This window comes from Methyloversatilis discipulorum (assembly GCF_000527135.1).
Classification (GTDB): Bacteria; Pseudomonadota; Gammaproteobacteria; order Burkholderiales; family Rhodocyclaceae; genus Methyloversatilis; species Methyloversatilis discipulorum.
Window position 1 is genome coordinate 1,515,636 of sequence record NZ_AZUP01000001.1, and the last position, 22,180, is coordinate 1,537,815.

Consider the following 22,180-nt stretch of genomic DNA (forward strand, 5'->3'; position numbering starts at 1 on the left):
CCATGAAAAACATCACCAAGAACCGTCTGCGCAAAGCCAGTGCTCTTGCCGTCGCGCTCGCCGCCTGCGGCAGCGCGAACGCGGGCGTCACCGTTGCCGGTCCCGGCGAAAGCTATCTGACGCTCAGCCTGTGGGCGCGCACCTCCTACACCAACGCCGAAGACGCGGCACCGAACGGCACCTCGCGTTCGAACGACTTCTCGGTGGATTCGGTCCGTATCATCACCAGCGGCAAGATCACCAAGAACATCGGCGGCATGATCAACTTCGAGCGCCAGTCCGACGAGTCGATGCGCATCCTCGACGCGGTCGCCCAGTTCGAACTGACCGAAGGCGTGAATTTCTGGTTCGGCCGCATGCTGCCGCCGACCGACCGCGCCAACATGGCTGGCCCCTACTTCGCCAACGTGTGGGAATACCCGATGGTGTCGCAGTACCCGAACGCCTTCACCGGCCGCGACGACGGCGCGCTGCTGTGGGGTAACGTGCTCGGCGGCAAGCTGCTGTACTCGGTCGGCGCCTACCAGGGCAAGAACCGCGGCACCGGCCTGTCGAACGACTCGGACGATCCGCTGTACGCCACCCGTATCGCCTACAGCTTCCTCGATCCGGAACTGGGCTACTACGGCACCAACAGCTATTTCGGCAGCAAGGAAATCTTCACCGTCGGCATGGCCTACCAGATGCAGAAGAACGGTGTCGGCACCGCACTCGCCCGCGGCGACTACCGCGCATGGAACATCGACGCGCTGTACGAAACCAAGCTCGCCAGCGGCGGCGTGATGACGCTGGAAGGCGCCTGGTACGACTACGACACCGACGGCGTGACCGACGTGACGGCCGGCAACATCCTCTGCACCAATGTGAACAACTGCGGCGGCGCACAGGCCGGCGACGCCTGGCTGCTGACCGCCGCCTACCTGATCCCGACCAAGATCGGCATCGGCCAGTTCCAGCCCTACACCCGCTACCAGAAGTTCAACGCCGACACCGGCGGCGACACCAAGCAGTGGGACTTCGGCCTGACCTATGTGATGGCCGGCCACAACGCACGCATCACCGCGGTGTACTCCGACATGGAAAACGCCGCCGGTACCGACACCGACAAGTTCGTGCTCGGCGTGCAGCTGATGTACTGATCCACCTCGACCCACCGGCGCGCAGGGCGCCGGGCCGGTCGATTCCAGGGCACGCTGCGGCGTGCCCTTTTTTGCGTCCATGCGACACCGGTCACCGCGACGGGCAGCAACGATGCGCCGCGTCACCGCCCTGTCACACGGATGGGCTTGAATCGGCGGCGTGAATGCTCCCGATCCTCTCGTTCGGCGCGTGCGCGCCATCTTCCTGTCGGACATCCACCTTGGTACACGTGGATGCCAGGCCGAGGCGCTGCTCGATTTCCTGCGCCACCACGAATCCGACTACCTCTACCTCGTGGGCGACATCATCGACTTCTGGGCGATGAGCCGCTCCATACACTGGACGCCGTCGCAGAACACCGTCGTGCAGAAGATCCTGCGCCGCGCGCGCAAGGGCACCCAGGTCATCTTCATCCCGGGCAATCACGACGAGGCGCTGCGTGAATACACCGGCACCGTGTTCGGCGACATCGAACTGCAGCGTGAGTACATCCATCAGGCTGCCGACGGTCGCCGTTACTGGCTCGTGCATGGCGACGACTTCGATCAGGTCACGCGCCACCACCGCTGGGTCGCCCTGCTCGGTGACGTCGCCTACAACCTGCTGGTCAGCATCAACTCGCGGCTGTCCTGGCTGCGCCGCACGCTGGGCATCGCCGGCTACTGGTCGCTGGCCGGCTATGCCAAGCGCAAGGTGAAGAGCGCGGTCAGCTTCATCTACGACTTCGAGGATTCGGTCATGCACGAGGCGCGCACGCGCGGCGTCGATGGCGTGATCTGCGGTCACATCCACGCGGTGTCGTTGCGCGAGGTGCAGGGGCTCACCTACATGAACTGCGGCGACTGGGTGGACAGCTGCACCGCCATCGTCGAACACGCCGACGGCCGCTTCGCCATCGTCGACTGGGGGCAGGAACTGCGCGCCGCCGGACCGCGCACGGCGCTGGCAGTGGAGGAAGAGACGGCCGAGGCCTGAGCCCTCAGGAGGATGGCGGCCATTGCGGCCGACAGCCTCTGAGCCGATCGCGGCGCACTGCCCACCGCCGCAGTCGGGGTCAGAAGACCCCTCCCACAGATTCCTCGCTCCGGCCGCGGGTCGGACACGCCCCCCCTAGTGGGAGCGGCCTTGGCCGCGACGGACCGCAGACTTCGATCAGCCGTCCAGTGCAGCCGCCGGTCCGAAGAACTCGTAATGGGTCTGTGCAGCCGGCACGCCCAGTTCGGACAGGTGCTTCTTCACCCGCGCCATGAAAGGCCTGGGGCCGAGGAAGTAGGCGTCCAGCGCCGACGGTTGCGGCAGCCAGCGTTCGAGGAGCAGACGCTCGATGAAGCCCTCGGCGTGCGCCTGGTCGCCGTCGCGCGGTTCGCTGTACACATAGAAGCGCTTCAGCTTCGGGTGCCGCTGGGCCAGTGCTTCGACGTGGTCGCGGAAGGCGTGCACGCCACCGTGACGCGCGCAGTGGATGAAGTGCACTTCGCGGCCTTGGTCCAGCGCCGCTTCCATCATCGGCAGCGCTGGCGTGATGCCGACGCCGGCGGTGATCAGCGCCACCGGACGGTCGGATGCACGCAGCGTGAAATCGCCGGCCGGCGGAAACAGGTCGAGCACATCGCCTTCGTTCACCGCCTCGTGCAGGTGTCCGGACACCCGGCCGCCCGCCTCGCGCTTGACGCTGATGCGGTAGTCGCGACCGTTGGCGGCGGCCGACAGCGAGTAGTTGCGGCGCATTTCCTGGCCGTCGATGGTCACCCGCAGGCCGATGTACTCGCCCGGCGCGTGGCGCAGCACCGGCCGGCCATCGACCGGTTCGAGATGGAAGGAGGTTATTTCGTCGCTCTCGCGCACCTTGCGTGCGACGCGGAAGGCGCGCGCACCGCGCCAGCCGCCGTCGGCCTGCGCGTGGTCGGCATAGACCGACTCCTCGGCGCCGATCAGCAGGTCGGCCAGCTGACCGTAGGCCGCGGCCCAGGCGTCGATCACCGCGTCGGTCGCGATCTCGGCGCCCAGCACCTCGCGGATGGCGCGCAGCAGGCAGCCGCCGACGACGGGGTAATGCTCGGGCAGCACCTGCAGCGACACGTGCTTCTGCACGATCTGCCCGACCAGCGGGCCGAGGGCTTCCAGGCGGTCGATGTTCTTCGCGTACATCAGCACGCCGTTGGCGAGCGCCCGCGGCTGGTCGCCGCTGGCCTGGTGCGCCTGGTTGAACAGCGGGCGCACCTCCGGATGTTCGCTCAGCATGATGCGGTAGAAGTGCGTGGTCAGCGCTTCGCCGCCGCTTTCCAGCAGCGGCACGGTGGCCTTGATGACGGCTCGGTGTTCCGGGCTCAGCATGGTTTTCTCCTGACAGTGAATGAAACGCCGGCGCGAAAGTCCCGTGACGCGCGGGCACCCACGCCCTATCAAGCGCCGTGCCATCGAACGGCTGCTTTCAGATCAGTCACTTGCAGCATCATCGAGTTGAAACGACTACACTTCGTTCGAGTCACTTCGACAACACCGCGTCACAATGACCACACACCCTCTGCTGTCCGCACTGATTCCGCTGGTCGACGACCTGTCGCGCGACCTGCCGGCGCAGGAGCGCTATCGCCGCCTGCTGCAGGCACTGCGCGAACTGCTGCCCTGCGACGCCACCGCGCTGCTGCGGCTGGACGGCGACCGTCTGGTGCCGCTGGCGATAGACGGCCTGAGCCCTGACACGCTGGGCCGTCACTTCCTGATCGCCGAGCACCCGCGCCTCGCTGCGTTGCTCGAACGCAGTGAACCGACCCGCTTCGCCGCCGACTGCCCGCTGCCCGATCCGTACGACGGTCTGATACAGGGCCACGGCGCACATCTGGAAGTACACGACTGCCTGGGCTGCCCGCTCTACCTCGACGAACAGCCTTGGGGCGTACTGACACTTGACGCGCTCGACCCGGCGCGCTTCGCCGGCGCCGACCTCGACATGCTGGCCGGCTTCGCCAGCCTGGCCGCGGCCACCGTCAAGGCCGCGCAGCGCATCGACACGCTGGCGCGCCGGGCCGAGAACGAGGAACTGCGCGCCGAGGCCTACCGCGAAGCGGCCGGCGCCAGCCCGGCGGGCAGTGGCGACATGGTCGGCCACAGCGCGGCGCACCGGCGACTGCTGAAGGAGATCGAACTGGTCGGCGGCAGCGAGCTCACCGTGCTCATTCACGGCGAAACCGGCGTCGGCAAGGAACTGGTGGCACGCGCGCTGCACGCCGCATCGGCCCGCGCGGCGCGACCGCTGGTCAGCCTGAACTGCGCCGCGCTGCCCGACAACCTGGTCGAAAGCGAACTGTTCGGCCACGTGCGCGGCGCCTTTTCCGGTGCGTTGACCGAGCGCCGCGGCAAGTTCGCGCTGGCCGATGGCGGCACGCTCTTCCTCGACGAGATCGGCGAACTGCCGCTGGCGGCCCAGGCCAAGCTGCTGCGCGTGCTGCAGGGTGGCCAGCTGCAGCGCATCGGCGCCGAGCAGGAGGTCCATGTAGACGTGCGGGTGATCGCCGCCACCAACCGCGATCTGGCCGAGGAAGTGCGCGCCGGCCGCTTCCGCGCCGACCTCTATCACCGGCTGGGCGTCTATCCGCTGCACGTGCCGCCGCTGCGCGAGCGCGGTCGCGACGTGCTGCTGCTGGCCGGCCGCTTCCTCGAACAGAACCGCGCCCGCCTCGGTCTGCGCGGCCTGCGCCTTGCCCCGGACGCCCAGGCCGCCCTGCTCGCCCACGACTGGCCGGGCAATGTGCGCGAACTGGAACACCTGATCAGCCGCGCCGCGCTGAAGGCGCTGGCCGGCAGTCACGAGCGCCCGCGCATCGTCACGCTGGACGCCGCCCACCTCGAACTGTCGCCGCCCTCACCTCCCGAAGAGGCGGCGCCGGTCAGCGATCCGACTGGCCCGGTCGGCGACCTGCGCAGCGCGGTCGACCGCCTCCAGCGCGAAGCGATCGCCGCCGCGCTGGAGCGCACCCGTCACAACTGGGCGGCCGCCGCACGCGAACTGGGGCTGGACCGCGCCAACCTGCAGCGGCTGGCGAAACGTCTCGGCCTGCGCTGACGCGCCGCATCTTGACCCGTGCATCAAAAGAAACGAATATTCTCTGTGTGCAACACGCACACCGCCAGCGGGACGACCCGCGCGGCGTTTCATGCGACGGGGACGGCCCCGATATCCGGAGTTGAGCTCATGTCGTGGACCATCCTCGTGATCGCCGGCCTGTTCGAATGCGCCTGGGCGATCGGCCTCAAATACACCGACGGTTTCAGCCGTTTCTGGCCTTCGGCCTTCACCGTCGTGACGATGATCATCAGCGTCGTGCTGCTCGGCATCGCCATGCGCAACCTGCCGGTCGGCACCGCCTACGCAGTGTGGACAGGCATCGGCGCGGTCGGCACCGTCATCCTCGGCATCGTGCTGTTCAGCGAGCCGGCGAACGCGGCGCGACTGGTCTGTGTCGGCCTCATCGTGGCCGGCATTCTCGGTCTCAAGCTGACTTCGGCCTGACAGTCAGGGCGGGCGCGGCAGCCGCGCACTTGTGCCGGCTGCCCGCTATCGGCGAAAATCGCGGGCTTTCGCTTTTGCTGCGCACACTTGCGTGCGCGGTCCACCTTTCGAGCCCATCATGACCGACCACGCCGCACTGCCTGCCGACGACGACAACCACATCATCGCGGAGCGGCGCGAGAAACTGCGCCAGTGGCGTGAAGCCGGCGGCGCCTACCCGAACGACTTCCAGCGCACGCATTACGCCGGCGAAATCACCGCCCAGCATGCGACGGCCACCGCCGAGGCACTGGAAGCACATCCCGAGCGCGTACAACTTGCCGGCCGCATCATGCTCAAGCGCGTGATGGGCAAGGCCAGCTTCGCCACCATCCAGGACATGTCGGGGCGCATCCAGCTCTACGTGACCAATGACGGCGTCGGCGAAGAGGTGCATGGCGCCTTCAAGCACTGGGATCTGGGCGACATCGTCGGCTGTTCCGGCACGCTGTTCCGCACCCGCACCGGCGAACTGACGGTGAAGTGCGACGCCATCCGCCTGCTGTCCAAGGCGCTGCGTCCGCTGCCGGAGAAATTCCACGGCCTGTCGGACCAGGAAGCGAAGTACCGCTACCGCTACCTCGACCTCATCACCAACGACGACTCGCGCGCCACCTTCGTCGCGCGCAGCCGCATGATGAGCGCCATCCGCGCCGAAATGACGCGCCAGGGCTTCCTCGAGGTCGAAACGCCGATGATGCACCCCATCCCTGGCGGCGCTGCGGCCAAGCCCTTCAAGACCCACCACAACGCGCTCGACATGGAACTGTTCCTGCGCATCGCGCCCGAGCTCTACCTGAAGCGACTGGTGGTCGGCGGTTTCGAGAAGGTGTTCGAGGTCAACCGCAATTTCCGCAACGAAGGCATCAGCCCGCGCCACAATCCCGAATTCACGATGATGGAGTTCTATCAGGCCTATGCCGACTACCGGCAGCTGATGGACTACACCGAATACCTGCTGCGCCACTGCGCCGAACAGGCGCTGGGCACGACCAAGTTCATGTACCAGGGCCGCGAGCTGGACCTGGGCCAGCCCTTCCACCGGCTCACCATCGTCGAGGCCATTCGCAAGTACAACCCGCAGTACACCGAAGAGCAGCTGGCCGACGAGGCCTTCGTGAAGCAGGCCATCGTGACCCACGGCGAAAAGGTGAAGCCGGGCGGCCTCGGCTCGCTGCAGCTGCAGCTGTTCGAAGCCTGCGCCGAAGCGCAGCTGTGGGAACCGACCTTCATCATCGACTACCCGGCCGAGGTGAGCCCGCTGGCGCGCCGTTCGGACGCGCAGCCGGACATCACCGAGCGCTTCGAGCTGTTCATCGTCGGCCGCGAGATCGCGAATGGCTTCTCTGAGCTGAACGACCCGGAAGACCAAGCGGCCCGCTTCCTCGAACAGGCCAAAGCCAAGGACGCTGGCGACGAAGAAGCGATGTATTTCGACGCCGATTACATCCGCGCGCTCGAGCACGGCCTGCCGCCGACCGGCGGCTGCGGCATCGGCATCGACCGCCTGGTCATGCTGCTGACCGACTCGGCCAATATCCGCGACGTGATCCTGTTCCCGCAGATGCGGCGCGAGTAAGCGTCCGGCCCGGATACGGCCCACGATGAACGCCGATCGAACCGATGCCCGCGGCGCCGGTCCTGATCGGCGTTCCGCTTTCCAGTGACCGCACCATGTCCCGACCTCTTCAGCCCCTGGTTCCCGCGCCGCTCGAATTCGCCGACGATGGCACGCCGCGCTCGGCCGCCTACGACGACGTCTATCACTCGTCGGACGGCGCTCTGGCGCAGGCGCAGCACGTGTTTCTCGCCGGCAACGGTCTGCCCGACCGCTGGGCCGGACGCGAACGCTTCGTCGTGCTGGAGACCGGTTTCGGCCTCGGCCTGAACTTTCTCGCCACCTGGCGCGCCTGGCGCGACAGCCCAGAGCGCTGCGCACGACTGCACTTCGTATCGGTCGAGAAACACCCGTTCGCGCAGTACGACCTGTCCATTGCGTACCAGCGCCTGCTGCCGCCTGACATGGCCGAGATGGCGCAGAAGCTGGTCGAGCGCTGGCCGCTGGCGGTGCGCGGGCTGCACCGCATCGAGTTCGACGCCGGTCGCGTCATCCTGACGCTGGGTCTGGGCGACGCCGACACGCTGCTGCCGCAACTGACCCTGCGCGCCAACGCGATCTATCTGGATGGCTTCTCGCCGGCGAAGAATCCCGAACTGTGGTCGCCCCACATATGTAAACAGCTGTCGCGCCTCGCCGCCGCGGATGCCACGCTGGCCACCTGGAGCGTCGCCTCCGGCGTGCGCGACGCGCTGGCCGGCGCCGGCTTCGTTACGGAAAAGCAGACCGGCTTCGGGCCGAAGCGCCACATGCTGACCGGCCGTCTGCACCCGGGCGCGCAGGCGGCCGCACTGCGCCATCGGCCTGAGCCGGCGGCGCCGAAGCGGGTGGCGGTGATCGGCGCCGGCCTCGCCGGCTGCGCCGTCGCCGAGCGACTGGCCGCGCGTGACGTCGAAGTGGTGCTGATCGAGCGCCACGCAGCCCCCGCGCAGGAAGCGTCGGGCAATGCGGCGGGCGTGCTGCGACCGATGATTGCCCGCGACGACAGCGTGATCGCGCGTTTTTCCCGTGCCGCCTTCCTGCACGCCTCGACCCACATGAGGCGGCTGGCCGGCGAAGGTCGGCCGCTGAAGTGGGGCCCGACCGGCGTGATGCAGATCGCCCACGACGCCGAACACGAGCGCCTGCAGCGCGAGGTGTGCGAAACCGGCGCGCTGCCGCAGGCGCTGGTGCGCTACCTGTCCGACTGGGAAATGACGCGCCGCATCGGCTATCCGGTCGCACTCGGCGGCTGGTGGTTCCCGCGCGGCGCCTGGGTGAATCCGGCCAGCCTGTGCGACGCCAATCTCGAGCGCGGCGGTGCGGCGGTGAGCCGGCTGATGTCCACCGAAGCACTGTCCCTGACCCGCGACAGCGACCACTGGTCGGTAGGCACCGCTGCCGGCACGCTGATCGACGCCGACGCCGTGGTACTGGCCAACGCGGCGGACGCCTGCGCACTGGCGCCGTTCGCGCTGCCGCTGACGCGCGTGCGCGGCCAGGTGACACGGCTGCCGCGCAACCTGCTGCCCAATCTGCACGTAACGGTGTGCCGCGAGGGCTACATCTGCCCGACGCCGGACGGCGATCTCAATCTCGGTGCCAGCTTCGACATCGGTGACGCCGACACTTCCGTGCGCGAGGACAGTCACGCCGGCAACCTGGCCCGCCTCGAACGCCTGCTGCCCGAGGCCTGCACGCCGCCGCACGCTGCAACACTGGTCGGTCGCACTTCGTTTCGGACTGCAACACCTGACCGTCTGCCGTTGATCGGTGAAACCGGCGGCCTGCAGTTGCTGACCGGCCTCGGTGCGCGCGGCCTGGTGTGGAATGCGCTCGGCGCAGAGCTCCTCGCAGCAAGGCTTTGCGGCGATCCGCTGCCGCTCGAACGGGATCTCGCTCAAGCGCTGAGCCCGTCCCGCTTCGCGCCGGACGATTGACCGAAATCAACCGTTGCGGGAAAAATTTCACGCAGCGGTGAAGCTTTCCGGGCGGCAGCCGTAAACCGCTTCATGCCCCCGGAAATGCGTGACCGTTCGTCTTGCTTGCATGAAGCCCGACAGTCCTTTCCGGGAGGGATCACGCCACCTGGAGAGTCGCCGTGAAAATAAATCTGCCGGTAACGCAGAAAGAAGTCTTCCTTGAGCCCGGGAAACCCATCGTCACCAAAACCGACCTGAAGGGCGCCATCACCTACGCCAATGAGTCCTTCATCAGCATCAGCGGCTTCAGCCGCGAAGAGCTGGTCGGCCACAATCACAATGTCGTGCGGCATCCAGACATGCCGCCCGAAGCTTTCGAAGACCTTTGGCTCACCATCAAGGCCGGTCAGCCGTGGCGCGGTCTGGTCAAGAACCGCTCGAAGAACGGCGACCACTACTGGGTCGAAGCCTTCGTCACGCCAATCACCGTCGATGGCCGTACGGTCGGTTACCAGTCGGTGCGCAACGCGCCCAAGCGCGAGGAAGTCGCCGCCGCCGAAACGCTCTACCGCGCCGTCCGCGACAAGACGGCGAAATTCCCGCGTACGCCGATCAGCAAGCCAAAACTGGGCCTTGCCGGCCGTGTCTGGCTCGGTGCCGGCGTGACGTCAGCGCTGGCGCTGGCCGGCGGCGCCGTCGGCGGAGCATGGGGCCTGGGTCTGTCCGGCGTCGCCGCCGCTGTGGCACTGGGCACGGCCGCCTGGCAGAACAGCACGGTCGCCGGCCGCCTCGACAGCCTGCACCGCACCCTGCTGGAACTGGACGAAGGCAAGCTGGCCAAGCAGATCGAAGCGCCGCCGGGGCCGCTGCGCCCGCTGTTCGTCGCGATGGAAGTGATGCGCATCCACCTGCGCGCAATGTTCGCTGACGTACTGGTCAATGCGCGCGAGGTCGATGATCGCTCGAAGGAACTGGACGAGGCGATGCGCGCGCTGATCAAGGCCACCGGTGCCCAGGGCGAGAACGTGATGCAGGTCGCCGCGGCGATGGAAGAAATGAGCGTGTCGATCAACGAGGTGTCGAGCAACACGGATCGTGGCCTGGAGGCGGTCAAGCGCACCGAACACAGTGCGCAGGACGCGATGAAGACGATGGAAGCGGGCATCGCCAGCAGTCATCGCGTGGTCGGCGTGGTGACGCAGTCGCAGGAACGCATTGCCGAGGTGAACGCGTCGGTCGAGAAGATCCGCGAGGTGTCGCAGGTGATCAACGACATCGCCGAACAGACCAATCTGCTGGCGCTGAACGCGGCGATCGAAGCCGCCCGCGCCGGCGAACAGGGCCGCGGCTTCGCGGTGGTGGCCGACGAGGTGCGCAAGCTGGCCGAACGCACCCGCACCAGCACCAAGGACATCGGCTCGGCGGTGACCGACATCATCCAGCTGGCCGGTTCGGCGGTGGATACGATGAGCGCCACGGCTGGCGAGGTGGCCCGTTCGACGAGCGAAATCGAGGCCAGCAGCGCCGGCCTGCAGGGCATCTGGGACGCCAGCCGCGAAGCTGCCAACTACTCCGAGGAAATCACCCAGATGCTGCGCCAGCAGTCGCTCGCCTCGCACGAGGTGGCGTGCAGCATGGAACGCATTTCGAGCACGGTGGAACAGACCAACTCGAGCGTGCAGTCGGTTGGCGAGGCCGCCACCCGTCTGCACTCGACGTCGAGCGAACTGCGCGAACTGGTGAAACACCTGGAACAGGCGCTGCACTGATACGGACAGCCGCCGTGCCGATCAGGCCCGGCGGCTTCCGCAATCGCGCACTTCCGATGAGCCTCCCCCTTGGCGACAGCGCCCGCCCGCGGCGGAGCTGTCGCCTTTTCACATCTGCCGGACGGCCCTCTCAGGCACGCACCGCGTGGGTCGCCCCGGTCAGCCCCTTGAGCACGTCGGCCACGCCACGCGTGTGCCCCGCCACACCGGCGGTTTCGCTGCTGTAGGTGTCGATGGTTTCGAGCACCTGGGTCAGACCGGATACGCCGGTCGATTGCGCTTCTATCATCTGCGCCACACGCACGATCTCAGCCGCCAGCGCGGAAATGTCCTTGCCGATCACACCGGCGCTGTTGCGCGACTTCTCGGCCAGCATGCGCACCTCGTCGGCCACCACCGCGAAACCGCGACCGGCTTCGCCGGCGCGGGCGGCCTCGATGGCGGCGTTCAGCGCCAGCAGATTGGTCTGATCGGCGATCTGCTGGATCATTTCGACCACACGCTGGATGCGGTCGCTGGCGTGCGACAGGTCGCGCGCACTGCTGCCCACTTCGTTCGCCTGCCCGGCCAGCGTATCGACGGTACGCACCGCCGTCTGGATGACGCCCTGCTGGTCGCTCAAGCGCGTCGTCAGCTCACCCACCGAGCCGTAAAGATCGTTGGCACAGGCTTCGAGCTGGCTCGCGGTCGCCTCGCGCGTGCGCTGGGCGTCGAGCATGATTTCGCCGAGGTGGTTCAGGTCGCGTACCACCGGCACCATGCTGGGGTCGACGTTGCCCGGATCGAGCCGGCTGCCGAAGTTGCCGGCGCGGTAATCGCTGATCTGCTGCACCATCACGCGCGACATGCCGGCCAGCTTGGCGTTCTGCCGGCGCAGGAAGAAGGCCTTGAACTCGCCGTAATGGGCGACGAAGTTGTCGACGTACTCATCGCGGAACACCTCGCCCTGCTGCAGCCGGAAGAAGAACACGGCGGTCAGCGTCTGGTTCAGGTTCAGACCGAGGATTTCGCCGAAGGTCGAGAAACCGGCGACGTCGATGCCGCTGAACACGCGGTCCAGCCCGCTCAGTTCGGCGCCGTTGTAGAGCCGGCGCAGCACGCAGTCGTTGAACATGCCTGCCAGCGGCTGGCCCGGCTTGTTCGACATGAAGGCGCGGAAGTCGCGCTCCGTGGTGGCGGCGAACGGCGTACGCCGCACCAGCACCAGCTCCTCGCCCGGCGCCACGTCGCAGTAGAAGTCGACGCGATCGTGATCGAAATCCAGCGTCGCGACCGAGCGCACGAACAGTTCGCCATTGACGCGGATGGCGAAGGAGTGGCTGTCGAGCTTGGCCGACAGCTGGCTGCGCTCGCAGCCGAAAGTCCTGCACAGCGCGTCGATCAGTGACACTGCGCGGCCGTCCTCGTCGATCACCAGATTCACCTGGCGACGCTCGACCGACGCGCTGAAGATCTGGAAGCGGGTCTGCGTGGCTTCGAAGTTCTGGCTCTTGAACACGCCGAAACGCACTTGCGGCGCCATCTTCAGGAAGGTGACCAGCACGTGGTTGTTGAGCCGGCGGTTGCCGTCGTGCAGCCAGGTGTCCTTGAAGTCGAGCTTGCCGCCGGCCGAACCACCGACGAACAGACAGGGAAAGCGGCCGGCTTCGTACAGCGCTTCCATGAAGAAGGATTCGGAATTCGACAGGCCGTCGAACAGTACATAGGCAAAGGTGTCGCGGTGATCGATGTCCATCGCCACCTGCGCGCCCTGGATGCTGCGCACGAGACGCTCGATGCGCTCGCGGTAGTCCATCACGCGACCGTTCTGCCGCAGGTCCTCGCTGGCCAGAGGAATCGCCACCACCTGCGCCTGGCCGATCACGCTGCGGTCGAACAGTTGCAGCACGACGCGGTCGCGTCCGTCCGACGCGGCACAGTACAGCGATGAGCCGGCGGCGCTGCACAGTTCGCCGGCGGTGGTGCTCAGGGTCAGCGCAACGCCTGGAAACCGGGCCTTGATGGCCTGTGCGACGCGGTCGATGTCGACGTCCGGCGCAACGTATCCGCTGACGAACGAGGGCGTGCTGCGTACCGCAGCAAGGCGCGATTCCAACTCGCCCAACCGCGTCTGCAGCGTTTCGATGCCTGCGCGCCCGTTCTGTGACTGGCGTCCGAATAGTTTCATCTCTCTCTCCCTGAGTTCCCGATCGGCCACGCGGTGGCGCGTCGATCAGCGTTAACCAACGGGAGCGACCCACTGGACTTTATGGTTGAGAAACGAAAATTTTCCAGGCGTGTTCAATCTCTGGACACTTTTTCTTCAATGAACACATGGGTTTAACGAAGTCGGACATGGTGCGGGGCAGCACGACGGCCACCGCGGGCAGATCAATCGACCAGGCCGAGCACACGGTCGGCCAGCGCGTTGGCGCTGTCGAAGGCATCCTCGATGCGCTCGCCCAGACAGCCGTCGGAGGCATAGCCAAGCCTGCTGTCGGCGTCCCACAGACAGGGACGGCCGAGTGGCCGGATCACGCGGGCGTAGCGCCAACGATGCGCGCAGCGATGAACCGGCATCGCCGCACAGCCGGTCGCGGCTGCGAAAGCCTCGAGCAGCAAGGCTTCGATCTCCTCCGGTGAGCACTCGAGATGGTCCTGCGACCACTGCGCATCGGCGTGCACCACCCAGCACTCCTGCGCGGAGTCGCGCTGCGGTTTGCTGCTGTCACGCGCCGCCCAGTTCAGTGCGCCGCCGGCGTCGAAGCGCAGGCAGTCGTCAGCGCCGATGCGCTCTGCGAACGACAGCATCAGCGTCCAGCAAGGCGCATAGCGGATGTCCTGCATGGCGTCGATGAAGGGCTTGATGTCCATGCCGGCGCAGCGCTCGAACAGTCCCGCCGCCTGCGGCGCCGGCAAGGTCACCAGCACCGCGTCGAAACAGTCGGCCAGCATGCCGGCCTCGCCCGCCAGCCACCAGCCGAGGCGGTCCGCCCCCATGCCGGTGATGGCGATCTGCGAACGGATCTCGGCGCCCCACAGCAGGCGCGGCGCCAGCGCATTCATGCCGGGCACGCCCACCCAGCGCGGATCGCCGTCGATCGCAGCTGCGGGCCACTGCGCGATGACGCCGGCGCGCTGCCAGTCGGCGAGGCGCCCCTGCAGCGCCTCGCCGCGCACCGACATGAACTGCGCACCGTGATCGAAGCGCAGCCGGCCGGCCGCGCGCGTGGCCATGCGACCACCTGCTGCACGGCCCTTGTCGAACACCTGGACCGAGCGCCCGGCGTCGATCAGGCGCCGCGCGAGCGTGCATCCCGCCATGCCCGCTCCGATTACCGCAATGTTGTGCATTGTTGCTGTCCCTCTATTTATCAGTGCATCACCTGCGAGTGCGGAGCGGATCATGCAAGGTCTGTGCTAGGGTCTGCTCTCACCTGATTCGCACGCCACGATCCGGAAGCGCGTGCGCGAATGGCCAAGCGCCGCGCACCACGACAGCAACACCGATGCCCCGCCAACTGCTCGAGCACTACCCGCAAACCGGACCGCGCTACGACGAACTGCTGTCCGCCCCGTGGACACTGCGCCCGCACTGGCGCGCGCTGTTCGACACCCTGGTGCGTGCCCGCCCGGAACAGATGCAGGAAAGACTGGCGTCGGTACGCCGGCAGATCCGCGAGAACGGCGTCACCTACAACGTCTATGCCGATCCGCGCGGCGTCGAGCGCCCATGGGAGCTGGACGTCCTTCCGCTGGTCATCCCACCCGATGAGTGGACGCAGATTTCCGCCGCGATCGCGCAGCGCGCAAGGCTGCTCAACCTCATTCTGCAGGACGTGTATGGGCCGCAGCAGATGCTGGCTGAGGGCCTGCTGCCGCCCGCGCTGGTCTACGGTCACGCCGGCTTCCTCAGACCCTGTCACGGGCTGAAGGTGCCGGGCGACATCCACCTTCACCTGTACGCGGCCGATCTCGCGCGTTCGCCCGACGGCGGCTGGTGGGTGCTCGCCGATCGCACGCAGGCGCCGTCCGGCGCCGGCTATTCGCTGGAGAACCGGCTGGTCATTTCGCGCGTGTTCTCGGAGCAGTTCCGCGACCTGCACGTCGAGCACCTGGCGAGCTTCTTCGCGACGCTGCGCGACACGCTGGCGCAACACGCACCCGAGGGTGACGGTCCGCCGCTGACCGTGCTGCTGACGCCCGGCCCCTACAACGAAACCTATTTCGAGCACGCCTATCTGGCGCGCTACCTCGGCTTTCCACTGGTCGAGGGTTCGGACCTGCTGGTGCGCGACGGCAAGGTGTGGCTCAAGCACCTGTCCGGCCTACGCCGCGTGCACGCCGTGCTGCGCCGTCTCGACGACGACTTCTGCGACCCGCTCGAACTGCGCGCCGATTCCGCGCTCGGCGTGCCCGGCCTGGTCGACGCAGCGCGACGCGGCAATGTGCTGATCGCCAACGCGCTCGGCTCCAACCTGCTGGAGACCGGCGCCCTGCTCGGCTTCCTGCCGCGGCTGTGCGAGCGACTGCTCGGCGAGCCGCTGGCCATGCCCTCGCTCGCCACCTGGTGGTGCGGCGAGGAGGCGGCGCTGGAAGACGCCATCGCCCGCCTCGACACGCTGGTGATCAAGCCGGCCTTCCCCCAGCTCCGCATCGATTCGGTGTTCGGCGCCGACCTCGACCGCAAGTCGCGCGCCGCGCTGATCGCGAAAATGCGCGCGCGACCGCACCACTACGTCGCCCAGGAACTGGTGCAGCTGTCGCAGGCGCCGGTGTGGGACACACAGCACCCGCGCCGGCTGGCGGCGCGCGCGGTCGGCCTGCGCGTATTCGCCTGTGCTTCGCCCGAGGGCTATGCCGTGATGCCGGGCGGACTCGCCCGCGTGGCGTCCGAGCGCGACGCGCGGGTGATCGCGATGCAGCGCGGCGGTTCGAGCAAGGACACCTGGGTGCTGACGCACGGCACGGTGAACACCTTCAGCCTGCTGCGCCGCTCGGTGTCACCGGCCGAGCTGGTGCGTGCCGGCAGCAATCTGTCCAGCCGCGTGGTGGAGAACCTGTTCTGGTTCGGCCGCTACTGCGAACGCTGCGACAACGGCGCGCGACTGCTGCGCGCAACCATCGGCCAGCACATCGAACTGGACGACATACGCGGCCACGCGCTGACCGCGCTGTGTCAGCACAACGGCCTGCTACCCGCCGAGCTGGCTGACGACATCGGCGCTGCGTTGCGTGCCGCCGCACTCGACCCGGCGGCACCGGGGTCGCTGGCCGGCGGTCTGCACCAGTTGTCGACCGTTGCGTTCAACCTGCGCGAGCGGATGTCGCTCGACAACTGGCGGGTGATCAGCCGGCTGACCGACGAGCTGAGCGCCGCCCAGCCGAGCGAGCCGGGCGAGGTGCTGGAGCGGCTGGACCGCTGCGTGCAGGCGATGATGACGCTGTCCGGATTCGCGCTCGACGGCATGACGCGCGACCAGGGCTGGCGCTTTCTGTCGATGGGCCGCCGAATCGAGCGGCTGCAGTTCATGTGTGCCGTGCTGCGCCACGCGCTGGCGGCGGCCGGCGACGCGCCGGACTGGCTGCTCGAACTGGCGGACAGCACCATCACCTACCGCTCGCGCTACATGACGCGGCCGCAGTGGCTGCCGGTACTGGATCTGCTGGTGTGCGACGAGACGAACCCGCGCTCGGTCGCCTATCAGGCGCTCGGCCTGACCGACTATCTGGCGCGGCTCGCCGCCCAGTTCGGCGCGCTGGAGCCGGCCGCATTGTCCGACGCGGTGGCCGAACTGCTGTCGCTGCGGCCCGAGGCCGACCTGCACACCGGCTCGACCCGGCTCGACACCCTGCTCGAACGGCTGGGCAGCGCCGCCTACGCGCTGTCGGAACAGCTCGGGCTGCGTTTCTTCAGTCACTCGGACAGCATGTGGACGGGTACCGAGGAGCGCCGATGACGCAGGTCCGCTATCACGTGCTGCACGAAACGCACTACCGCTACGCCTGGCCGGTGTCGATGTCGCGCCAGCTGCTGCATCTGACGCCACGCGAGACGCCGCGTCAGACGACGCTCGCGCACCGGGTCGACATCACGCCGGTGCCGGCCGAGCGCGAACGCCGGACGGACTATTTCGGCAATCGGGTCGAGCACATTTCGGTCGGCGCCGCGCATGAAGAACTGGCGGTGCTCGCCACCTCGACGGTCGACGTGACGCGCATCGGCGACGCACCGAGGCCGCAGTCGCCCGCCTGGGAACACGTGCGCGACCGCCTTCACCAGGTCGGGCCGGCGCCGCTGCTCGAGCCCTGTCAGTACCTGTACGCCAGCCCGCACATCGAACCGCTGGCCGCACTGGCGCGTTATGCCCGGCTCGACTTCCACCGCGACCGGCCGCTGTTCGACGCCGCCTGTGCGCTGATGCGGCGCATCCATCGCGATTTCGAATTCGACCCCGAAGCCACCACCGTGAGCACGCCGCTGGAAACACTGCTCAAGCAGCGACGCGGCGTCTGTCAGGACTTCGCCCACTTCATGATCGGCTGCCTGCGCTCGCTCGGCCTGCCGGCACGCTATGTCAGCGGCTATCTGCTGACACAGCCGCCGCCCGGCCAACCGCGCCTGATCGGCGCCGACGCCTCGCACGCCTGGGTGTCGGTGTTCTGTCCGGGCGCCGGCTGGCTCGATTTCGACCCGACCAACTGCGTGCAGCCCGATGACCAGCACATCACGGTCGCCTGGGGGCGCGATTTCAGCGACGTCACGCCGATGCGCGGCGTCATCCTCGGCGGCGGCGAGCACGTGGTCGAGGTGCGCGTCACCGTGATGCCGGAGGACGATGCCCGGCCCGTCCGCACCTGCGCCAAGGCAGCGCAGCCCCTTGAACCGGAATGAAAATCCGTCCATAATCCGCGTTTTTCCTCCGCGGGTACCGTCTGCACAGCCGTCAGGCTCAGCCGACCCGGGGTTCGATGATCCGCACGAGGCCGCCCGCCTTCGAGCGCTTGAGAAAGAAACCAGCATGAAAGAAGGCATTCACCCCAAATACGAAGTCGTCGCAGTGACCTGCTCCTGCGGCAACAACTTCGAAACCCGTTCGACGATGGGCAAGCCGCTGCACATTGAAGTGTGTGCCTCGTGCCACCCGTTCTACACCGGCAAGCAGAAGATCGTCGACACCGCTGGTCGCGTCGAGCGCTTCCGCCAGAAGTACGCAAACGTGCCGCGCAGCTGATTCCAGCCCAGCGCCGCAGCAAAAAGGCAGCCAATGGCTGCCTTTTTTGTTTCTGCACTTGCCGGATACACCGCCGCCCACCCCACGCGCTGCGGAGTCCCCATAAAATCCGGGCCACTGTTCACTGATCGTCGTCGATGTCATCTCCTTCGCAGTCCTACCTGGCCCGCCGTCCGCTGATCGGCGACCCACCCGAAACCGGATTCGTGATCGCGCTGTGCCTGGTCTATCTGCTGACCGGCCTGTTCGGCCGCGATCCGTGGAAGGGCGATGACGCGCTGAACATCGGCGTGGCGCTGGGCTTCGCCCGCGAGGGCGGCTGGCTGATCCCGCAGCTGGCCGGCCAGCTGTGGCTGGACAGCCCACCGCTGTTTCACTGGCTGGCTTCGCTGACAGGTCAGGCGGCGGAATGGGTCGGCATCAGTTTCGCCGACGGCGCGCGTCTCGCCAGCGCCTTCTTTCTCGCACTGTGGCTGCTCGGCAGCGCCGGCGCCGCACGCGAACTGTACGGCGCACCAGCGGCGCGCATCGCCCCGCTGATCGGCATCGCCAGCATCGGCGCCGTCACCCACCTGCATGACGCGCAATCGTCGACCACGCTGCTGGCTGCACTCGGACTGGGCATGTGGTCGCTCGCGCTGATCGCGCGACGACCGCTGCAGGGCGCGCTGGTGCTGATCGTCGCGCTGGCCATCTCCGGCCTCGGCACCGGCCTGTGGCTGACCGCCGTGCTGCTGCTGACCGCCGCCACCATGCCGCTGCTGCCGGTATGGCGCACGGTAGCCACCTCGGCGCTGCGCATGAGTGCGCTGCCGCTGGCGATGGCGGTCGGCACATTGCTCGCCGCCAGCTGGCTGATCGCACTGCAGCTGGAAAGGCCCGAGCTGGCCGCACGCGTCTGGGCCGATGACCTGCAGCGACTGCTGCCGGATGCCGACCTGCTTGCCGGCGGCGCAGGCAGCTGGGTCAAGGTGCTCGCCTGGTACGCCTGGCCGGCACTGCCTGTCGCCGGCTGGGCCCTGTGGCAGCGCCGCGAACAGTGGCGCTCGCCGGTGCTCACGCTGCCGCTGATCGTGCTCGTGCTGCTGTTCCTGCAACTCGCTGGCGAAGGTGCGGCCCGCAACCAGCGGGCACTTCCCTTGCTGGCACCGCTGGTCGTGCTGGGCAGCGCCGGCCTGCCCCGGCTCCGCCGGGGTGCCGCGAACGCACTCGACTGGTTCGGTGTCATGACCTTTTCACTGCTGAGCCTCATCATATGGCTCGGCTGGATCGCCATGACGACAGGCTGGCCCGAGCGACTGGCGCGCACCTTCGCGCGACTGGAACCCGGATTCGAAATGTCGATATCCTTGCCGGCACTGATACCGGCGATCGTCATCAGTGCCGCCTGGATATGGCTGCTGTGGCGTTCGCCACGAACACCGACACGCGGGGCCGTCAGCTGGGGCTGCGGCATGGTATTGATATGGTTTCTCGTCAGCAGCCTGTGGCTACCGTGGATCGATTACGGTCGCAGCTACCGCGACGTGGCGCGGATGATCGGCGAGCACCTGCCGGCACAGCATGGCTGCGTTGCCTTCACTGGCCTGCAGGACAGCCAGCGCGCGGCGTTCTACTACTTCCTCGATCTGAAGCCGTTGAACATCGCGGGTCGATCGGGGCAGCAATGCGATCTGCTGCTGGCCTACCATGGCCGGGGCGGCAAGCCGCCGTCGCTGGACGGAAGCTGGACATTGAAGTGGGAAGGCCGCCGGCCCGGCGACCGGCACGAGCGCTTCCTGCTGTACGCAAGACACTGAAACGAAGGGTGACCCGAGGCGCCGGATGACATGAACCTGTTGATGCAGACCTCCGCCTGGCCCGCACTGCGATCGAAAGCGATCCAGCTGTCGCGCGTACACCTGCGCAACTTCTTCGAGCAGGATCCCGACCGTTTTGCGCGTTTTTCGCTGCGTTACGACGGCTGGCTGCTCGACTACTCGAAGCAGCGCGTCGACGGCGAAACGATGGCGATGCTGATGGATCTGGTCAGTGCGCTCGACCTGCCGCGCGGCATCCGCGCCCTGGCGGCCGGCGACCAGATCAATTTCACCGAGCGCCGCGCCGCACTTCACATGGCGCTGCGCGCCCGCGACGGCGCGCACGCCGACGTCGTACGCGACTGCCGCGCTTCGCTCGAACACTGGGTGCGGCTGATCCGCAACCGCGAGTTGCTCGGCGCAACCGGCCAGACCATTACCCACATCATCAACCTGGGCATCGGCGGCTCCGACCTCGGGCCGCGCCTGGCGATGGAGGCGCTGGAGCCGCAGATCAACGGCCCGGTGGTGAAGTTCGTCGCCAATCTCGATCCGGCCGCCCTCGACCTCGCGCTGCGCGACTGCAAACCGGCGCACACCGCCTTCGTCATTTCGTCGAAGAGCTTCACCACCCAGGAAACGCTGGCCAACGCGCAGGTCGCGATGAAGTGGCTGGCCGACGGCCTGGGCACGGCCGGCGTCGGCCAGCACCTGTTCGCCGTCACCAACCGCCCGGCGGCCGCACAGGAACTGGGCGTGCCGGCGCAGCGCTGCCTTTTCCTGCCGGAATGGGTCGGCGGACGCTATTCCGTCTGGTCGTCGATCTCGCTGCCGCTGGCCTGCGCCATCGGCATGCAGGCCTTCGGCGAAATGCTCGACGGCGCACGCGACATGGACGAACACTTCACGCGCGCGCCGATGAACGCCAACCTGCCGGTGCTGTTCGGCCTGATCGACTTCTGGAACGCCAGCGGCATGGGTCTGGAGACGCTCGCGGTACTGCCCTACAGCCACCTGCTGCGCAGTCTGCCGTCCTACCTGCAGCAGCTCGAGATGGAAAGCAATGGCAAGCGCTGCACCTCGACCGGCGAACTGAGCCGGGCGCCTACCTCGCCGGTGGTGTGGGGCGGCTCCGGCATCGTCGGCCAGCACGCTTACCACCAGCAGCTCTACCAGGGCACGCGGATGATGCCGATGCACTTCATCGTGCCGCGCGTGGCGCGCGACGAGCGCAGCCGCATGGTTCAGCTCAATGCGCTGGCGCAGAGCGCCGCGCTGATGCGCGGCAAGACGCGCGACGAGGCGATGGATGAACTGAAGCGCAGCGGTCTGTCCGAGCAGGAGGCCACCCGACTCGCGCCGCACGTCGCCTGCCCCGGCAACCAGCCGAGTACCACGCTGCTGATGCCGGAATTGACACCACGCACGCTGGGCCAGCTGATCGCGCTGTACGAGCACAAGGTGTTCGTGCAAGGCTGGCTGCTCGGCATCAACAGCTTCGATCAGTACGGTGTCGAGTACGGAAAGCAGATGGCGCGCGCGCTGGCGTCGGGCCGACTGCCGCCGGATGCCGACGCATCGACCCGCGGCCTGTTCGAGGCGCTCGATCACCCGGACGCATGAGCGCAGCGCTGGGGCCGGCGATCAATTACGCCGCCGGTCAGCTGTGGGCCCTTCTGCGGCTGAACACGCGGGCCATCGCCGCCTTGCGCCGCTGCACCGCGCTCGATCCGGCGCACCTGGCCGCCTGGCGCATGATCGGTTTCCTCTGCCAGCAGGACGAGAGCCGGAGCGACGAGGCCCTGCTCGCCTTCGGGCGGGCGGTAGAACTGGCACCGGACGACGCCATCAGCCGCTACAACTTCGGCTTCCTGCTGCATCGCCAGGGCGAGTTCGAGCGCGCGCTGGCGCAGATGACGGCCGCAGTGCGCCTGCGCCCCGCTCTCGATCAGGCCTGGTATGGCTGCGGCCTGCTGCTGAGCGAACTGGGTCGACCGCAGGAGGCGATCGTCGCGTTAAGACGGGCGGTCGAGCTGCAACCTTTCAACGGCAGCACGAGCTACGCGCTGTGTCAGGCGTGCCGGGCCGTCGGTGACGAAGAAGGCCTGCTCGCCGAGTACCGGCGCATCGGGCAGTACGACCCGCGCACTGCCCGCAGATTGGCCCAGGAACTGGGGCTGCCCGATTGAA

16 protein-coding genes and 1 pseudogene are annotated in these 22,180 nt (G+C 67.6%); 13 read left to right on the forward strand and 4 right to left on the reverse strand.

Features of this window, described 5'->3' with window-relative positions:
- Positions 1–2: 2 nt before the first annotated feature.
- Positions 3–1,139 (forward strand): hypothetical protein, encoded by a 1,137-nt coding sequence (locus METFAM1_RS0106915; RefSeq protein WP_024300535.1) that lies wholly within the window; start codon positions 3–5, stop codon positions 1,137–1,139.
- 160 nt (positions 1,140–1,299) lie between these two features.
- Complete coding sequence (locus METFAM1_RS0106920; protein ID WP_024300536.1) at positions 1,300–2,115, forward strand: UDP-2,3-diacylglucosamine diphosphatase; 816 nt, start codon at positions 1,300–1,302, stop codon at positions 2,113–2,115.
- Between the two features lie 177 nt (positions 2,116–2,292).
- Here the strand turns inward: METFAM1_RS0106920 and hmpA are convergent, their stop codons facing one another.
- On the reverse strand, positions 2,293–3,474 hold the full coding sequence (hmpA, locus tag METFAM1_RS0106925; RefSeq protein WP_019918880.1) for an NO-inducible flavohemoprotein: 1,182 nt from the start codon (positions 3,472–3,474) through the stop codon (positions 2,293–2,295).
- 175 nt (positions 3,475–3,649) lie between these two features.
- Between hmpA and norR the strand changes: the two genes are divergently transcribed.
- The 5 genes from norR (at position 3,650) to METFAM1_RS0106950 (ending at position 10,977) form a co-directional block, all read left to right on the forward strand.
- Complete coding sequence (norR, locus tag METFAM1_RS0106930; protein WP_019918881.1) at positions 3,650–5,203, forward strand: nitric oxide reductase transcriptional regulator NorR; 1,554 nt, start codon at positions 3,650–3,652, stop codon at positions 5,201–5,203.
- Between the two features lie 129 nt (positions 5,204–5,332).
- Positions 5,333–5,650 carry a quaternary ammonium compound efflux SMR transporter SugE gene (sugE, locus tag METFAM1_RS0106935; RefSeq protein WP_019918882.1) on the forward strand — a complete coding sequence of 106 codons (318 nt, stop codon included), beginning with the start codon at positions 5,333–5,335 and terminating at the stop codon, positions 5,648–5,650.
- 118 nt (positions 5,651–5,768) lie between these two features.
- Entirely contained in the window at positions 5,769–7,268 is a 1,500-nt protein-coding gene (gene lysS, locus METFAM1_RS0106940) for a lysine--tRNA ligase (protein ID WP_019918883.1), read from the forward strand.
- Positions 7,269–7,363: 95 nt separating this feature from the next.
- The gene (mnmC, locus tag METFAM1_RS0106945; protein WP_036271834.1) at positions 7,364–9,226 is read left to right on the forward strand and encodes a bifunctional tRNA (5-methylaminomethyl-2-thiouridine)(34)-methyltransferase MnmC2/FAD-dependent 5-carboxymethylaminomethyl-2-thiouridine(34) oxidoreductase MnmC1; all 1,863 of its coding nucleotides are present in this window, start codon (positions 7,364–7,366) and stop codon (positions 9,224–9,226) included.
- Between the two features lie 161 nt (positions 9,227–9,387).
- Positions 9,388–10,977, forward strand: a complete 1,590-nt coding sequence (locus METFAM1_RS0106950; RefSeq protein ID WP_019918885.1) for a methyl-accepting chemotaxis protein — start codon at positions 9,388–9,390, stop codon at positions 10,975–10,977.
- 130 nt (positions 10,978–11,107) lie between these two features.
- On the opposite strand, the gene METFAM1_RS21385 is transcribed toward METFAM1_RS0106950, so the two are convergent.
- The 3 genes and pseudogenes from METFAM1_RS21385 to METFAM1_RS0106960 form a co-directional block, all read right to left on the reverse strand.
- Entirely contained in the window at positions 11,108–11,824 is a 717-nt protein-coding gene (locus tag METFAM1_RS21385) for a methyl-accepting chemotaxis protein (protein WP_408630422.1), read from the reverse strand.
- 168 nt (positions 11,825–11,992) lie between these two features.
- Positions 11,993–13,144: pseudogene (locus METFAM1_RS21390) on the reverse strand (FIST signal transduction protein); the annotation flags it as partial.
- Positions 13,145–13,347: 203 nt separating this feature from the next.
- On the reverse strand, positions 13,348–14,364 hold the full coding sequence (locus METFAM1_RS0106960) for an NAD(P)/FAD-dependent oxidoreductase (protein ID WP_332308745.1): 1,017 nt from the start codon (positions 14,362–14,364) through the stop codon (positions 13,348–13,350).
- Between the two features lie 101 nt (positions 14,365–14,465).
- Between METFAM1_RS0106960 and METFAM1_RS0106965 the strand changes: the two genes are divergently transcribed.
- The 6 genes from METFAM1_RS0106965 (at position 14,466) to METFAM1_RS0106990 (ending at position 22,179) form a co-directional block, all read left to right on the forward strand.
- Positions 14,466–16,916, forward strand: a complete 2,451-nt coding sequence (locus METFAM1_RS0106965; RefSeq protein WP_019918888.1) for a circularly permuted type 2 ATP-grasp protein — start codon at positions 14,466–14,468, stop codon at positions 16,914–16,916.
- Positions 16,913–17,851 carry a transglutaminase family protein gene (locus METFAM1_RS0106970; RefSeq protein ID WP_019918889.1) on the forward strand — a complete coding sequence of 313 codons (939 nt, stop codon included), beginning with the start codon at positions 16,913–16,915 and terminating at the stop codon, positions 17,849–17,851. The genes METFAM1_RS0106965 and METFAM1_RS0106970 overlap by 4 nt, the downstream gene beginning before the upstream one ends.
- A 127-nt stretch (positions 17,852–17,978) precedes the next feature.
- Positions 17,979–18,191, forward strand: coding sequence for a 50S ribosomal protein L31 (gene rpmE, locus METFAM1_RS0106975; RefSeq protein WP_019918890.1), 213 nt, complete (start codon positions 17,979–17,981; stop codon positions 18,189–18,191).
- A gap of 137 nt (positions 18,192–18,328) precedes the next feature.
- Entirely contained in the window at positions 18,329–19,990 is a 1,662-nt protein-coding gene (locus METFAM1_RS0106980; protein ID WP_019918891.1) for an ArnT family glycosyltransferase, read from the forward strand.
- A gap of 30 nt (positions 19,991–20,020) precedes the next feature.
- On the forward strand, positions 20,021–21,613 hold the full coding sequence (pgi, locus tag METFAM1_RS0106985) for a glucose-6-phosphate isomerase (protein WP_019918892.1): 1,593 nt from the start codon (positions 20,021–20,023) through the stop codon (positions 21,611–21,613).
- A complete protein-coding gene (locus METFAM1_RS0106990; RefSeq protein WP_019918893.1) occupies positions 21,610–22,179 on the forward strand; it encodes a tetratricopeptide repeat protein in 570 nt (189 codons plus the stop codon). The genes pgi and METFAM1_RS0106990 overlap by 4 nt, the downstream gene beginning before the upstream one ends.
- Position 22,180 lies beyond the last annotated feature (1 nt).

Coding starts and splice junctions, on each gene's coding strand:
- METFAM1_RS0106990 (WP_019918893.1), top strand. CDS start 21,610: ATGAGCGCAGCGCTGGGGCCGGCGATCAATTACGCCGCCGGTCAGCTG.
- lysS (WP_019918883.1), top strand. CDS start 5,769: ATGACCGACCACGCCGCACTGCCTGCCGACGACGACAACCACATCATC.
- METFAM1_RS0106980 (WP_019918891.1), top strand. CDS start 18,329: ATGTCATCTCCTTCGCAGTCCTACCTGGCCCGCCGTCCGCTGATCGGC.
- rpmE (WP_019918890.1), top strand. CDS start 17,979: ATGAAAGAAGGCATTCACCCCAAATACGAAGTCGTCGCAGTGACCTGC.
- METFAM1_RS21385 (WP_408630422.1), bottom strand. CDS start 11,824: ATGTCGCGCGTGATGGTGCAGCAGATCAGCGATTACCGCGCCGGCAAC.
- mnmC (WP_036271834.1), top strand. CDS start 7,364: ATGTCCCGACCTCTTCAGCCCCTGGTTCCCGCGCCGCTCGAATTCGCC.
- pgi (WP_019918892.1), top strand. CDS start 20,021: ATGAACCTGTTGATGCAGACCTCCGCCTGGCCCGCACTGCGATCGAAA.
- METFAM1_RS0106970 (WP_019918889.1), top strand. CDS start 16,913: ATGACGCAGGTCCGCTATCACGTGCTGCACGAAACGCACTACCGCTAC.
- sugE (WP_019918882.1), top strand. CDS start 5,333: ATGTCGTGGACCATCCTCGTGATCGCCGGCCTGTTCGAATGCGCCTGG.
- METFAM1_RS0106915 (WP_024300535.1), top strand. CDS start 3: ATGAAAAACATCACCAAGAACCGTCTGCGCAAAGCCAGTGCTCTTGCC.
- hmpA (WP_019918880.1), bottom strand. CDS start 3,474: ATGCTGAGCCCGGAACACCGAGCCGTCATCAAGGCCACCGTGCCGCTG.
- METFAM1_RS0106960 (WP_332308745.1), bottom strand. CDS start 14,364: ATGATCCGCTCCGCACTCGCAGGTGATGCACTGATAAATAGAGGGACA.
- norR (WP_019918881.1), top strand. CDS start 3,650: ATGACCACACACCCTCTGCTGTCCGCACTGATTCCGCTGGTCGACGAC.
- METFAM1_RS0106965 (WP_019918888.1), top strand. CDS start 14,466: ATGCCCCGCCAACTGCTCGAGCACTACCCGCAAACCGGACCGCGCTAC.